General features: G+C 38.7%; 14 protein-coding genes. 8 read left to right on the top strand and 6 right to left on the bottom strand.

Going from position 1 to position 13,707, the window contains the following annotated elements; genetic code table 11:
- The first annotated feature begins 121 nt into the window (after positions 1-121).
- Together B9A18_RS14100 and B9A18_RS14105 are read left to right on the top strand one after the other, a co-directional pair.
- Entirely contained in the window at positions 122-895 is a 774-nt protein-coding gene (locus tag B9A18_RS14100; RefSeq protein ID WP_159452664.1) for a leucyl/phenylalanyl-tRNA--protein transferase, read from the top strand.
- Between the two features lie 46 nt (positions 896-941).
- Positions 942-1,886 (top strand): tetratricopeptide repeat protein, encoded by a 945-nt coding sequence (locus tag B9A18_RS14105; protein WP_084289970.1) that lies wholly within the window; start codon positions 942-944, stop codon positions 1,884-1,886.
- 10 nt (positions 1,887-1,896) lie between these two features.
- On the opposite strand, the gene B9A18_RS14110 is transcribed toward B9A18_RS14105, so the two are convergent.
- From B9A18_RS14110 to B9A18_RS14120, 3 genes are read right to left on the bottom strand one after another with little or no spacing between them, the layout of a single operon-like run.
- Positions 1,897-2,484, bottom strand: coding sequence for a riboflavin synthase (locus tag B9A18_RS14110; RefSeq protein WP_084289971.1), 588 nt, complete (start codon positions 2,482-2,484; stop codon positions 1,897-1,899).
- A 10-nt stretch (positions 2,485-2,494) separates the two neighbouring features.
- Complete coding sequence (gene accC, locus B9A18_RS14115) at positions 2,495-3,979, bottom strand: acetyl-CoA carboxylase biotin carboxylase subunit (RefSeq protein ID WP_084289972.1); 1,485 nt, start codon at positions 3,977-3,979, stop codon at positions 2,495-2,497.
- Between the two features lie 14 nt (positions 3,980-3,993).
- Complete coding sequence (locus B9A18_RS14120) at positions 3,994-5,028, bottom strand: threonine aldolase family protein (RefSeq protein ID WP_084289973.1); 1,035 nt, start codon at positions 5,026-5,028, stop codon at positions 3,994-3,996.
- 324 nt (positions 5,029-5,352) lie between these two features.
- On the opposite strand from B9A18_RS14120, the gene B9A18_RS14125 reads away from it, so the two are divergent.
- A complete protein-coding gene (locus tag B9A18_RS14125; protein ID WP_084289974.1) occupies positions 5,353-6,219 on the top strand; it encodes an N-acetylglucosamine kinase in 867 nt (288 codons plus the stop codon).
- An 80-nt stretch (positions 6,220-6,299) separates the two neighbouring features.
- Here B9A18_RS14125 and B9A18_RS14130 read toward each other — a convergent pair whose 3' ends face one another.
- Positions 6,300-6,989, bottom strand: a complete 690-nt coding sequence (locus tag B9A18_RS14130) for an NUDIX hydrolase (protein WP_084290108.1) — start codon at positions 6,987-6,989, stop codon at positions 6,300-6,302.
- Between the two features lie 117 nt (positions 6,990-7,106).
- On the opposite strand from B9A18_RS14130, the gene pfkA reads away from it, so the two are divergent.
- From pfkA to B9A18_RS14155, 5 genes are all read left to right on the top strand, one after another.
- Complete coding sequence (gene pfkA / locus B9A18_RS14135) at positions 7,107-8,093, top strand: 6-phosphofructokinase (protein WP_084289975.1); 987 nt, start codon at positions 7,107-7,109, stop codon at positions 8,091-8,093.
- A 10-nt stretch (positions 8,094-8,103) separates the two neighbouring features.
- A complete protein-coding gene (locus B9A18_RS14140) occupies positions 8,104-8,946 on the top strand; it encodes a hypothetical protein (protein ID WP_084289976.1) in 843 nt (280 codons plus the stop codon).
- 9 nt (positions 8,947-8,955) lie between these two features.
- Positions 8,956-9,957: a type I glyceraldehyde-3-phosphate dehydrogenase gene (gene gap, locus B9A18_RS14145; protein WP_084289977.1), complete on the top strand. Its 1,002-nt coding sequence runs from the start codon at positions 8,956-8,958 to the stop codon at positions 9,955-9,957.
- Between the two features lie 194 nt (positions 9,958-10,151).
- Positions 10,152-11,771, top strand: a complete 1,620-nt coding sequence (locus B9A18_RS14150) for a sensor histidine kinase (protein ID WP_084289978.1) — start codon at positions 10,152-10,154, stop codon at positions 11,769-11,771.
- 3 nt (positions 11,772-11,774) lie between these two features.
- The gene (locus B9A18_RS14155) at positions 11,775-12,527 is read left to right on the top strand and encodes a LytR/AlgR family response regulator transcription factor (protein WP_084289979.1); all 753 of its coding nucleotides are present in this window, start codon (positions 11,775-11,777) and stop codon (positions 12,525-12,527) included.
- Between the two features lie 5 nt (positions 12,528-12,532).
- Here the strand turns inward: B9A18_RS14155 and B9A18_RS14160 are convergent, their stop codons facing one another.
- Both B9A18_RS14160 and B9A18_RS25165 read right to left on the bottom strand, forming a co-directional pair.
- Positions 12,533-13,438 carry a response regulator gene (locus B9A18_RS14160; RefSeq protein WP_084289980.1) on the bottom strand — a complete coding sequence of 302 codons (906 nt, stop codon included), beginning with the start codon at positions 13,436-13,438 and terminating at the stop codon, positions 12,533-12,535.
- Positions 13,439-13,472: 34 nt separating this feature from the next.
- Positions 13,473-13,640, bottom strand: coding sequence for a DUF2683 family protein (locus B9A18_RS25165; protein WP_159452665.1), 168 nt, complete (start codon positions 13,638-13,640; stop codon positions 13,473-13,475).
- Positions 13,641-13,707: the final 67 nt, after the last annotated feature.

A 13,707-nucleotide genomic window follows, 5' to 3' on the forward strand; every position in this document is an offset into this window, starting at 1 on the left:
TAAACTTTTCGTAAATCTTATTTTACTTTTACCTATTTTATTGAATTTATTCCTTAAATTTAGTAGAGAATCATCTGCCCTGTTTTATTAAAAAACCTTTTAATCTAACCAAATGGGAATTTTGTCAAAACAAGTATCATCTATCATTCCGAAAAATGTAAGGAAAACTACAAAAGGATTCCTCCAGCAAGTATTTCATACGGCTTTAACAAAGGTATCAGGGGGCAAAGACAAGGCAATATCGTGGTCCTACTCGCAATATGAATTATCGCCCTATGTTATATTACAAGGGTATCTGATGGGCGCATACCCCATGCCTGATATGAATGGCAGTAAAACATTGAACTGGTATGACCCTGAAATACGAGGAATCATACCGGTTGATAATTTTAAAATGGGAAAAGATTTATTGAGCTGTTTAAAAAAAGACAAGCTTAAAGATGCAGGCAAGCGATTTGAAGTCAAAGTAAATGCTAATTTTCATGAAACACTGCTCGCTTGCTCCAGACCACGAGGAGAGAAAACAAAAACATGGATCACTCCTGAATATATTAAAGTTGCCTTAGAACTTCATCAAATAGGCATTGCACATAGTATTGAGACCTATCAGAATGGGAGACTTGTTGGTGGTGGTTTCGGAATTGCAATAAATGGATACTACGCGAGTTTAAGTATGTTCAACACGGTTGACAATGCAGGTAAGGTTGCCTTCTATTATTTATTATTAAAACTCAAAGCCGATGGATTTAAACTGCATGTTAGTGGAGATGCAAATTCCTGGTTTACCCAATATGGAGCTATCAACATGGAGAAGCAGGAATTTCGGGACTCTCTCGTAAAAGCAATTGCAAGCCCAGTTGTATTTTCCAATAAAGTACCGGAGCTGTCATTTTAACTCAACTTCTTGGTAGTACACCTAGTTTTTACTATTTTTCCGGAGTATGAAAAAGTTACTCCTTTTATTTTTTGCCTGTACAGTTTATCATCTGGGACACGCACAAACAACAGATAGCTTAGATCGCGAAAAACTATTGCAATATTACCAGGCACAACAATATGCCGAAGCAGCTCAATACCTGCAAAACTTCAGTAAAGATAGCAGTGATGTAAACAAAGTAAAACAACTTGCTTATGCCAACCTGATGGCCGGTAAATTACCTGAGGCTAAGGGCTTTTACCTGCAGCTTATAAAAATCGACAGCAATAACTTCAATGCCTATAAACAATTGGCAAAATTGGAGAGCGATCCTCAAAGTCAGTCAAAAAAGGCATACCTGGTAAAAGCAAACCAGCTAAACGCGACAGATGCCGAGGTTGCAGCGCAACTCGCTGATCTCTATTTCAAAAACAACCTCTTTAGCAAGGCGGATGAAATATTGAAACCGGCATTAAACGCCGATAACAATAATTTACTGCTGTTAAATGTGAAAATGCCACTGGATATGATTCTGAAAAGAAATACAGAGGCTATAAAAACAGGAAAAATTCTAATCGAGGCAAATAAGAACCCATCAGCGCATTTGCTACTCCAGATGGCCAGCAGTTACAGAGAAATCAGAGATTATAAAACGGCCATCAGTTACTTAGAACAAGCTATAAAAGAAGGCATTTCACCTAAAATCGCTTCCTATTATGGATTGCTTGGCGATTCATACGAAAGCATGAACCAAAATAAAGAAGCGATTGAAATCTATAAAAAAGGATTGCAGTTTGAGAACAATGGAAGTCTGTATTACAACATTGCCCTGGCTTATGAGAATAAGCTGAACGACAAGAAAAATGCAATCAACTATTATACACAATACCTAAACAGCATCAAAGATCCGCAAAAACAAAGGCGTCATATCGCCTTCATCAAAAACAAGATCGAGGAACTGAAAAGGTAATTGAGAACGTTTAAGCGCGTCCTACCAAACGTGCCACATATTTACCGATGATGTCGAATTCTATATTCACAGTATCACCTACATTTACCTCGTGTAAATTAGTATGTTCGAAAGTATATGGGATAATGAAAACAGAAAACTCATTATCCTCCGACCCTACAACAGTTAAACTGATTCCGTTAATGCAAACTGAACCTTTCTCTACCGTAACATTGCCTTTCGTTGCGTCGTACTGAAAACGATATTCCCAGCTACCATCCAGTTCAGCACGTTTAATACAAACCGCCGTCTGGTCTACATGGCCCTGAACAATATGCCCGTCCAGCCTTCCGTTCATCTGCATGCAACGCTCAAGGTTCACCTTGCTACCCACCTTAAGATCCTTCACATTCGACTTCTCCAGCGTTTCCTGAATAGCCGTAACCGTATGCGTATCTTCCGTTAAAGCTACCACAGTTAAACATACCCCATTGTGCGCCACGCTCTGATCTATTTTAAGATCATTGCTAATGGACGACTGAATCGTAAAATGCAAATTTGTCCCTTCAGCTACTATATTTTTAACTTCTCCAAGATCTTCTATTATCCCTGTAAACATATCAATTTCACTATTTATTCAACCTGTTTCTTCTCCAATTACTAATACTCCCCTGCGATGCCGGCTGATTAGCCGATACTTTTTGCTTTTTGTACGACAATGCAGCAAACAAAGCGGCCATTAAAGCTTCCTCATCATTTTCTTTTTTCAAGCTATCCGCATTAAAATACTTACTTACAAAATGCGTATCGAATTTGCCCGATTTAAAAGCATCGTGCTGCATTACAAATTTACCAAAGCTCAGTGTAGTTTGTATTCCGGTAATCTCATATTCATCAATCGCTCTAACCATCCGTTCAATAGCCTCTTCCCTGTTTTTACCAAAGGTGATCAGCTTTGCAATCATCGGATCGTAGTATATTGGAATTTCCATCCCCTGCTCAAAACCATCATCTACCCTTACGCCGTAGCCCTTAGGTGTTTTATAAGTCTGCAAAGTACCTATGTCCGGCAGGAAATTATTTTCAGGATCCTCCGCATAAACCCTCAGCTCAATGGCATGTCCGTTTATTTCCAGGTCTTCCTGCTGATAAGCAAGTTTTTCACCTCTTGCAATTTTAATCTGTTCTTTTACCAGGTCTAAGCCCGTAATCATTTCCGTTACCGGATGCTCTACCTGCAAGCGGGTATTCATCTCTAAAAAGAAGAAATCCAGGTTCTCGTCGAGGATAAACTCTACTGTACCTGCCCCCACATAATTTACAGATCTGGCTACATCAACCGCACATTTACCCATCCTGCTGCGTATTTCCTCCGTCAGCACGCTCGAAGGAGCCTCTTCAATCACTTTCTGGTGTCGCCTTTGAATAGAGCATTCCCTTTCAAAAAGGTGGACAATATTACCATGTGTATCACCCAGCACTTGTATTTCTATATGTCGTGGTGAAGAAACATAGCGTTCAATAAATACCGAACCATCGCCAAAGGCCGACGAAGCTTCACTTACAGCAAGCTGCATTTGTTCTTCAAAATCTGCCACCTGCTCCACTACGCGCATTCCTTTACCACCGCCACCTGCTGCTGCTTTAATCAGGATTGGAAACCCAACCGCTATAGCCCTTAGCTTGGCTTCTTCCACATCAGTAATGGCTTCTTCCGTGCCCGGAACCATAGGGATTTTATATTTCAATGCCGCAGCCTTAGCCGATAGCTTATTTCCCATGATTTCCATCGCTTCAGGAGTTGGTCCGATCAGGATAAGTCCTTCAGCCTTTACCAACCTTGCAAAAGCTGCATTTTCTGATAAGAATCCGTATCCCGGATGGATGGCTTCAGCACCTGTAATTTTGCAGGCTTCAATAATCTTTTCACCTATAAGATAGGATTGATTAGATGGAGCTGGTCCTATACATACCGCTTCATCCGCATAAAGTACATGTAATGATTGTCTGTCTGCCTCAGAATACACGGCAACAGTTTTTATTCCCATTTCTTTGGCTGACCGCATTATACGCAGTGCGATTTCGCCGCGATTGGCTATAAGAATCTTCTTCATTTAATAGCTGAAAGTTATTTGTGAGCTGATACGTGCAAATGTATTATGTTTTCTATGGCCATGTCTATCATTTCTTCAGAAATATTTAAATGTGTCACCATTCTTACCGTTTTTGGTCCTGTAACACTACAAAGTAGTCCCTTTTCTGCCAGGTGTTGCACCACACTTAGCGGAGTTAAGCCATCTGCGACTTCAAATACCACAATATTGGTCTGAACCGGCAATACAGACGAAACGTAGCTTGCCCTACTTAGTGCTTCACCCAATGCTCTGGCATGACGGTGATCTGTGGCCAGCTTACCCACATTATGATCCAGTGCATAAATACCTGCAGCCGCCAGAAAACCAGCCTGACGCATGCCACCACCAAAGGCCTTCCTGATTTTAATGGCCTTTTTAATGGTAGCCTTTGAACCCAGTAATACTGATCCTACAGGGGCACCAAGGCCTTTCGACAAGCAAACTGAAATCCCATCAAAATAAGTCCCATAATCCGCAGCATCATCGCCCGTTGCCATCAGCGCATTAAATATCCTGGCACCATCAAGATGAAGCTTTAATCCTTTTATATTACATAAAGTATGGATCGGCTCTATCTGCGATAGCGTATAGCACGCTCCTCCCCCTTTATTCACGGTATTTTCCAATACTACTAAACTCGAGTTCGGATAATGAATGTTCTCTTCATTAATTTCGGGTTCAATAAGCTCAGGCGTAAGTATTCCCCTTGGGCCGTCCACCAGTCTGACTGAAGCCATAGAATGATAAGCGATGCCGCCAATCTCATAACGATATACATGAGAACGCTGATCGCAAATTACCTCATCCATCGGATTGGTAAAACACTTAATAGCGATCTGGTTGGTCATGGTTCCGGATGGGCAAAACAATCCAGCTTCCATATTAAACATAGCAGCAAGCTTATGCTCCAATGCATGTACTGTTTCGTCTTCGCCAAACACATCATCACCAACTTTTGCAGTCATCATTGCATCGAGCATTCCCGCATCCGGCAGGGTCACCGTATCACTTCTGAGGTCTATCTTCATGGAAATATTTTTTCTATACAATATTACTGAAGCCTATTCAAATTACCATCAATATGCGGGATAAAAATTAAGGTTTGGGGCAGCCGAAACACAGCCTTTTTTTAGCACTGAATTTTAAATTTGGATTTTAAAATAACAAGTGTAATTTAGCTTAGTGTTTATTTAACAATATCTAAACATTAAAAAACACAAAAAACAGTCTTTTCAACTATTTAAACGAGGAAAATTAAATCAACAACCAAAATTAAAAAATTGAATTCATGAATAAAACATATACTAAAACGACAGGATTATTTACTTTTATCCAGAAAAAAACGAATTAAGATGATAGTTATTGCAGATGGAGGTTCGACCAAAACCAATTGGTGTTTAATTAATGAAGCGGGCAGAAAGATTCTTTTTAATACTGAAGGCTACAACCCATATTTTTCAAAAACGGATTACATAGTTGAATCGTTAAGAAAATCTCTTCCCGATCACCTGGAAGTTGACAAGTTATTGCAGGTAAATTACTATGGTGCTGGTTGTTCGACAGACACAAACCGCAAAATTGTAGCGGATGCGATGCAGCAGGTTTTCCCAAATGCGGAAATCTATGTTGGCCACGACCTCTTAGCTTCTTGTCGCGCATTACTTGGCGATGAGCCCGGCTTTGCAGCGATATTAGGAACAGGAACTAACAGTTGCCTTTATGACGGTACCGACATCACCCTTAACATCGATTCATTAGGATATTTCCTGGGCGATGAAGGTAGCGGATGCTTTATTGGTAAAAAGATCCTAAGCGACTACATGAAAGGCTATATGCCTAAAGGGCTTAGAGAGAGTTTCTATGATAACTTTGCTTTAACGAACGAAGATATTTTCGATCACATTTACAATAAGCCACTTCCTAACCGTTTCTGCGCAGGATTTAGCAAATTCTTATACGATTACAAAGAAAATTACGAAGATTACACCTTCAACACGATAGACTTTGCGTTTTCGGCATTTTTTGATAATCTGGTAACGCATTATCCAAACTACAAATCATACAAATTAAACTGTGTAGGATCTGTTGGTTATAGCTTCAGAGACATCTTAAGTGTAGTAGCAGATCGTTATGAAATGGGTATCGGAAAAATCATCCGTTCTCCTATAGATGATCTTGTGAACTATCACTTGCATGTTGCAAAAAAAACACAGATATAAGTCAGGATCTCTGATATAAAAATAGAAAAGGGGGCGTATCGAATGATGCGCCCCCTTTTTGTACGTTAAAACCTTTTCGGTTAAAACGAAATCTCTTTGCTAAACAATTTTGCATACTTCCTTTTGTCGAACTTATACAAGGTTGCTGCTCTAAACGAAACACCATATTGTTTTTCATTTAAGTCTCTCAGCACGCCGAAGCTCAACATCTTTTTTCTAAAATTCCGCTTATCCAGTTTTTTGTTCAGAATTACTTCATAAACATTTTGCAGCTGTGTAAGGGTAAATTTCTCAGGTAACAATTCGAATGCAATCGGCTGATGTTTGATCCGCCTCATGATTTTCTCCATTCCCTTCTCAAAAATCTGCTGATGATCGAATGCCAGTTTAGGCAGGTCCTTCACGTTTATCCAGTAAGCCTGTTTGGCATAATTGCTTATTGGTTTTACAACTTTATCTCCTCCTAATCTCAGGAGGGCATAATACGCTATACTCACAACCCTACCCTGCGGGTGCCTGTTCACATCACCGAAGGTATAGTACTGTTCCATATAGATATCACTCAGACCAGTAAGCTCATGCAAAATTCTGGTTGCAGACTGATCTAAACTTTCGTTCTCTTCTACCAGGTTACCTGGTAAGGCCCACCAATCCTTAAATGGTTCTTCGTTTCTTTCAATCAAAAGAATCTTCAATTCTCCTTCATCAAATCCGAACAGCACACAATCAATTGAGAAAGTGGAATTAAATTTTGGTAAAACTTCTTTCAAAACACTAATTTTAAATATTAAAAGCAAATAAATATACTTGTTTCCTGTAAACATAGGAAAATAAAAAATAAATTACTTAGTGTAAAAAATACACGCTATATTCGTAATATATAAATCATGAAACCAAATATCAAAAATATCGCAGTATTAACATCTGGGGGAGATGCTCCCGGGATGAACGCTTGCATCCGAGCAGTTGTCCGCACCGGAATATACAATGGTATAAATATGTTTGGAGTTTTGCAAGGATACCAGGGACTAATCAACAATAACATTAGTCATATGGATGCAAGGTCGGTGAGCAATATCATTCATCTGGGGGGCACCGTTCTAAAAACAGCGCGTTGTCTGGAGTTCAAAACAGATGAAGGAATGGAGCTCGCTTACAAAAACCTGCAGGCTCATGACATAGATGCACTAGTTGTTATTGGTGGGGATGGGACTTTTACGGGAGCCAAGCGCTTCGGAGAAAAATTCGGCATTCGAATCATCGGTGTGCCAGGAACTATTGATAATGACCTGTACGGTTCAGACTTCACCTTAGGCTACGATACGGCTATTAATACCGTTATCGAGGCTGTAGATAAGATCAGGGATACAGCAGATTCTCATGACCGGCTATTCTTCATTGAAGTTATGGGGCGTGATTCGGGCTGTATAGCTTTGAGGAGCGCCATTTCCTGTGGTGCAGAGGCCGTACTCCTTCCTGAGAAAGAAACAAGCTTAAATGAACTTATTACGAAGCTGGAGACAGGCGCCTCTACCAAAAAATCTTCCAGTATTGTTATCGTATCGGAGGGTCATAAAGACGGTGGTGCTTATGAAGTAGCGAAAAAAGTAAAAGAGCGTTTTAACCATTACGACACCAAGGTTACTATTCTGGGTCACCTTCAGCGCGGGGGCAGCCCTAGTAGCTTCGACAGAATCCTGGGCAGCAGATTGGGCTTTGCAGCCATTAACGAGCTGTTAAAAGGCAACACCATGCTTATGGTTGGCCTGAGGGGTAATGACGTTAAAACAACCAGTATAGAAGAAGCGTTAACTAAACATACGTTTAAGTTAGAAAGCGATTTATTAGAAATGACTAAAGTTTTATCCATATAATTATATAATTATGATAGCAATTGTATACAGTGGATCAAAAACAGCTTTCTGGAAAATTGCCAGAGAAGGGAAAATTATTGCCGAGTGCACTATGCCGGGAATCAATCCTACTTTCAACGATCAGAAGGCTATTCTTCAATACTTAAATAAAAAATCTATCCTGATCAATCATGCTGAGAGCATCAAAAAGATCTATGTATTCGCGGCAGGCGCTTCTTCTGATGAAAGAAGAGAAGAGCTGGCCAATACACTGGGTATGTTTTTCAAGCATAGCAAAATAACGGTTAAAGACGATCTGTATGGCGCTGCCATTTCAGCTTGTTACAACAACCCTGGCATTGTGGGTATTTTGGGCAGCGGTGCCAATTGTGCCTATTTTGATGGCAAGAAGCCGGAAAAGAACAATTTCGGATTAGGCTATGTTTTTGGTGATGAAGGTTCGGCAAATTACCTGGGAAAAACCTTATTGAAGCTTTTTATTCAGAATAAACTTCCTGCGGATTTACAAAAGGACTTTGAGTTGAAGTACAATATGGACAGAGCTCAGATCCTCGAAAGAATCTATAAGAAGCCGATGGCACAGCAGTTTTTAAGTTCTTTCTTTGAATTTTTCATGGAGTATAGAGAACATAAATTCATTCTGAGCATCATCGACAATGCTTTTGAACAATATTTCCAGGTGTATATGTTGCCAACTGTCAAACAACATCCCGGAAAAGAAATACACTTTGTAGGTCTTGTAGCAGGCAATTTTCAGGACCAGTTACGTGCAACAGCAAAGAAACACGGTCTCGAAATTACTACGATTACCAAGGAACCTATATATAATTTACTAAACTACTATTCAAATTAATAATTTAAGATGAGCAAAATTGGAATTAACGGCTTTGGCCGTATCGGCAGACTAGTTTTTAGAGCTGCTTTGAAAAGAGGATTAGATATCGTTGCGATCAATGACCTTGTTGAGCCGGATTACATGGCCTATATGTTAAAATACGATTCTACACACGGTCGTTTTGACGGTACAATTGCTGTTGAAAACGGAAACCTTGTTGTTAATGGTAAAACTATCCGCATTACAGCAGAAAGAGATCCTGCAAACTTAAAATGGAATGAAGTAGGTGTTGAAACAGTTATTGAGTCAACAGGTTTATTCTTAACCCGTGCAGATGGTGAAAAACACATTGCTGCTGGTGCAAAAAGAGTAGTATTCTCTGCTCCTGCAAAGGATGCTGACATCCCTACTTATGTAATGGGTGTAAATCATAATAAATTAACTGCAGATCAAACTATCGTTTCCAATGCATCTTGCACGACTAACTGTCTTGCTCCAATTGCAAAGGTATTAAACGATAACTTTGGTATCGTAGAAGGCTTAATGAGTACTATCCACGCAGTAACTGCAACTCAAAAAACAGTTGATGGTCCTTCGGCTAAAGACTGGAGAGGCGGCCGTGGTGGTTTCTCTAACATCATCCCTTCTTCTACCGGTGCTGCTAAAGCAGTAGGTATGGTTCTTCCTGAATTGAAAGGTAAATTAACTGGTATGTCATTCCGCGTTCCTGTGGCCGACGTATCTGTAGTAGATTTAACCGTTCGTTTAGAAAAACCAGCTACCTATGAGCAAGTTAAAGCTGCAATGAAAGCTGCCTCTGAAGGCGAATTAAAAGGTGTACTAGCTTATACTGATGAAGAAGTAGTTTCTTCTGATTTTATCGGTGATGATCACGCTTCAATCTTTGATGCAAAAGCAGGTATTTCATTGAATGACAACTTCGTAAAAGTAGTTTCATGGTATGATAACGAGTGGGGCTATTCTTCTGCATTAGCTAAATTCGTAGAGTACTACGGAAACTTAAAATAAAACCTCTTCATACAGGTTTATATTTGGTTAGCAAAAGGGACATCCGTGAGGATTGTCCCTTTTCTTTTTAAATAGCTCTCCAGCAATTCAAGTTTAAGTTCCCTTAATTCAAGATGAACCCCATCATTTACAACTTGTATATTTTTAATTCTAGGTATTTATAAGAGGTTTAAGCATATTTAAAAACTTAAATCATGAAGATAATCCTCAGTATTTTAACGCTTTCTCTGCTGTTCATCATTTGTAAAGCCCAGCAAAAATACGCCATCATTGATGAATATGGTCAACCCGCCAGTTATGGAGTAAGCGCATTGGCATCTAAAATCCCTGTTTACTTGGCGACCGACAAAAACACAAAATCAATCGACCCCTTTAATCCAATACCGAACGACCCATTAGGAACAATAGTTTTCCTCGACAGAGCTACCACAATTTCAGTAACCACCCGCTTAAAAAAGGACAGCCTGAACTACTATCGCTATACTGTCATTGAAAATGATACTACTATCATCAAATCCAATGCGAAGTTAACTCAGGTAGATCAAGTTTGGCTTGAAAGAAGTGACCTTCCTGGACATTTAACAATGAATTTTGGGATTTCAAATGTAGTTAATAAAAAAGTCACCATCAAAATATACAGGATCCCTGAAGAAAAGGAAGTAACGACCGTAATTGTCTATAACAAACCACTCCAGCATGCCAGAATTTTAGGGACAAAACTCCATTTTGAAATTCCCTCAATTAAAATCGGAAACCAAATTATACCATGGGACAAAATATCCCCTTTAAGAAATGACACTGCTTTCGAAGTGAATCATAAAACTCGTGGGATTTCCCTATTGATGCAAAAAACAGATTTAGACTTCAGGTATCATGTTGTATTAATAAACAAGATTAATGGCAAAGACAACATCGCCTATCTATCCAATAACTGGAGGTATAACAATTATGATGGAAATCCGGGCAATTTCATTCCTTCAAGCTACTTTATGACGCCGGGAGCGTACAAACTTATTGTTGCCCCAGTGATAAGTGATTTCAACCTCAAAACTATTGACGATAAATCCTTTAAAATCTCATTTACGGTGCTACCACCTCCAAGAACTTATTCTCTGCAGGAAATGATCACTGGCCTATTTGGACTTATCCTGATAGCCGCAATAACTATCTGCCTGATCAGGGAAAACAACAGTAAAAAACTATCATTAGCAAAAAACCAGGCAGAAACAGCAAACACTGAATTGCTGAATGTGCGCTCTCGACTCAATCCACATTTTGTTTTCAACGCATTAGGAGGAATTCAAAACCTGATCAACAAAAATGAGATAGAGCCAGCGAATGAGTATCTCAGTAAGTTTGCAAGACTAACCAGACACATTCTAAATGATGAAACAAAAATCAGCATTAAGGATGAAATTGATCTTCTGGAGGATTATCTTTCAATGGAACAATTGCGTTTTCCATTCAAATATGAAATACATTCAGATCCTGAATTAAATAGCTATACAGAAATTCCGTCCATGCTGATACAACCGTTTGTAGAAAATGCTGTTAAACACGCCATACCTCTGCTTAAAGAAAAAGGCAAAATCACCATCAACTTCAATAAAGAAGGTCAAAACCTAATCATCACAATAGCTGACAATGGTTCAGGCTTTAATACGATAGAAGAATATGCCGGACTAGGCTTAAAACTAAGCAAGAAAAGAATTTCTTTATTAAATGATATTTATAAAGAATGTCCGATTTCCCTGGACATAGACTCAGGGAGGTCAGGAACAAATATTAAGATTACCTTATCCCAATGGCTTTAATTTATGAAAGCACTACTAATTGACGACGAACACTCGAACAATGAGAATCTTACGGCACTACTTCAGAAGTACTGCCCACGCATCAGCATCATCGGCACTGCTGCAGAATTAAATACAGCAATTGACCTCATTAATCTTCATCAGCCTGATATACTATTTCTCGACATACAGATGGGGACTCAATCTGGATTTGATCTCCTAAAACTCCTACCTAAGCAGGACTTTGAGGTCATTTTTGTCACTGCCTTCGATAAATACGGGATAGAAGCGATTAAGTTCGCAGCACTCGATTACTTATTAAAACCGGTAAGTATCCCAGAGCTTGTAATCGCAGTGAATAAAGTCGAAGAAAAATACACCACAAAAGAGAAGAACAAACAATTAGACTTCCTGATAAACCATATCCGGAATGAAGAAAGACAACCCACAAAAATTGCCCTGCCACAACTCTATGAAATACGATATGTATCCATCAATGAAATTATTCGCTGCGAAGCGGATAATTCATACACGTTTTTCTTTTTAACAAATGGTGATCGCATTCTGGTGTCGCGTTCCATCAAAGAATACGCTGATTTATTAAAATCAATAGGCTTTCTACGCACACACCAAAGCCATCTTGTTAATAGTTTTTTTGTAAAAAGCTGGATAAAGGAAGATGGTGGGCTGCTCCTCTTAAGTAACGGAGACAAAATTCCAGTTTCTAAACCTAATAAATCAACAGTACAAATGGCTCTGAACAAAGATCTTCATTAATAGAACTAATTGTTTTTCATCTGTTCATCAATAATCTTTTTAAACTCTTCAGTTTTGTTATCAGCTTCAATCAACCTCAAAAACTCTACATTCGATAAAAACAGCACTTTATTGGCTGTACCAGATCCTCTCATGGCTTCCAAATAAGATGTTTTCGAGAAACCGCCAGTGGTAGCAATAATACCTAATTCGGCCAAACCATTAGAGTTTTTAAGTTTTTCATTAAACACAATAAAATCATTCTTACCTACAGTATAATCAGGCTTATTTTTACACTCAATTAAAATATACTTCCCAAATTTATTTAAAAACGGGTCCTTAATCTCATTTCTAATTATAATATCCACTTCATTACGAGAAGTATCAATGACGCGTTTTCTTATTTCTTTGTAGCCCAGAAATCCAAAAAGCAAACTGATAAACCGTTCAAACTGAATCCCCTTTTTATAAGTATCCGTTTCATTCTTAGCCTCCGAATAATTTTGCAATAAACTAGATGTGACGATCGAAGCATCATTAGCTAAACTATCGTAATAATGGTTAATAATCGGGTTCATCAGTATAGCTGTATCTACGGTCTTTTCCTGTTTGGATACTACAGACAATACTTTCCCCGAAATAGGTTTTAATTGTGCAAAATATTCTTCCTTATGGCCCGACATCATAATTACATTAGCAATCGGGTTAATCTCAAACATCTGCGTTGCAATGCCTATTCCATTCATACCTAACTTATCCATACAGCTATCAATAATAGCCAAAGTATAAAACCGGTTTTCTATCGCATGTTGAATTTCTTCAGTAGTACTGTAAGCTTCAAAGTGGCAATCTGGTAAAAGTTCAGATAGCTTTTTCTTTAAACTAGCAGCCTGTAATTGTTCATCATCAATAATTAATACTGTTCTTTCCATTCTTGAATTGGTATCTTAATAATAAAAGCTAATTTTACTTCCACAAATCTTCAGTAGCTATTTTACCCCCCCTGCCTTTCTTGATATCATCCCGGCTTTTAAGGATTTCTTTAACAAATGCAGGATCGTAATTATCCTCTTTAGCAGAATCCTTAATTATGTTGCGCGAGCTTAGTTTTAAATTAGTTTGTTTCACTATCATATTCAGTAAGCATTGATATTGCAAATATACTCAAAACACATCAAATTAACCACAACGAAATATATTG

The sequence above is a fragment of the Pedobacter nyackensis genome (assembly GCF_900176505.1).
Classification (GTDB): Bacteria; Bacteroidota; Bacteroidia; order Sphingobacteriales; family Sphingobacteriaceae; genus Pedobacter; species Pedobacter nyackensis.

Excerpts from the sequence above, each read along its gene's own strand:
- B9A18_RS14160 (WP_084289980.1), bottom strand. The coding sequence starts at position 13,438 with ATGGAAAGAACAGTATTAATTATTGATGATGAACAATTACAGGCTGCT.
- B9A18_RS14120 (WP_084289973.1), bottom strand. The coding sequence starts at position 5,028 with ATGAAGATAGACCTCAGAAGTGATACGGTGACCCTGCCGGATGCGGGA.
- B9A18_RS14105 (WP_084289970.1), top strand. The coding sequence starts at position 942 with ATGAAAAAGTTACTCCTTTTATTTTTTGCCTGTACAGTTTATCATCTG.
- B9A18_RS14125 (WP_084289974.1), top strand. The coding sequence starts at position 5,353 with ATGATAGTTATTGCAGATGGAGGTTCGACCAAAACCAATTGGTGTTTA.
- B9A18_RS14110 (WP_084289971.1), bottom strand. The coding sequence starts at position 2,484 with ATGTTTACAGGGATAATAGAAGATCTTGGAGAAGTTAAAAATATAGTA.
- B9A18_RS14150 (WP_084289978.1), top strand. The coding sequence starts at position 10,152 with ATGAAGATAATCCTCAGTATTTTAACGCTTTCTCTGCTGTTCATCATT.
- pfkA (WP_084289975.1), top strand. The coding sequence starts at position 7,107 with ATGAAACCAAATATCAAAAATATCGCAGTATTAACATCTGGGGGAGAT.
- gap (WP_084289977.1), top strand. The coding sequence starts at position 8,956 with ATGAGCAAAATTGGAATTAACGGCTTTGGCCGTATCGGCAGACTAGTT.
- B9A18_RS14155 (WP_084289979.1), top strand. The coding sequence starts at position 11,775 with ATGAAAGCACTACTAATTGACGACGAACACTCGAACAATGAGAATCTT.
- B9A18_RS25165 (WP_159452665.1), bottom strand. The coding sequence starts at position 13,640 with ATGATAGTGAAACAAACTAATTTAAAACTAAGCTCGCGCAACATAATT.
- accC (WP_084289972.1), bottom strand. The coding sequence starts at position 3,979 with ATGAAGAAGATTCTTATAGCCAATCGCGGCGAAATCGCACTGCGTATA.
- B9A18_RS14140 (WP_084289976.1), top strand. The coding sequence starts at position 8,104 with ATGATAGCAATTGTATACAGTGGATCAAAAACAGCTTTCTGGAAAATT.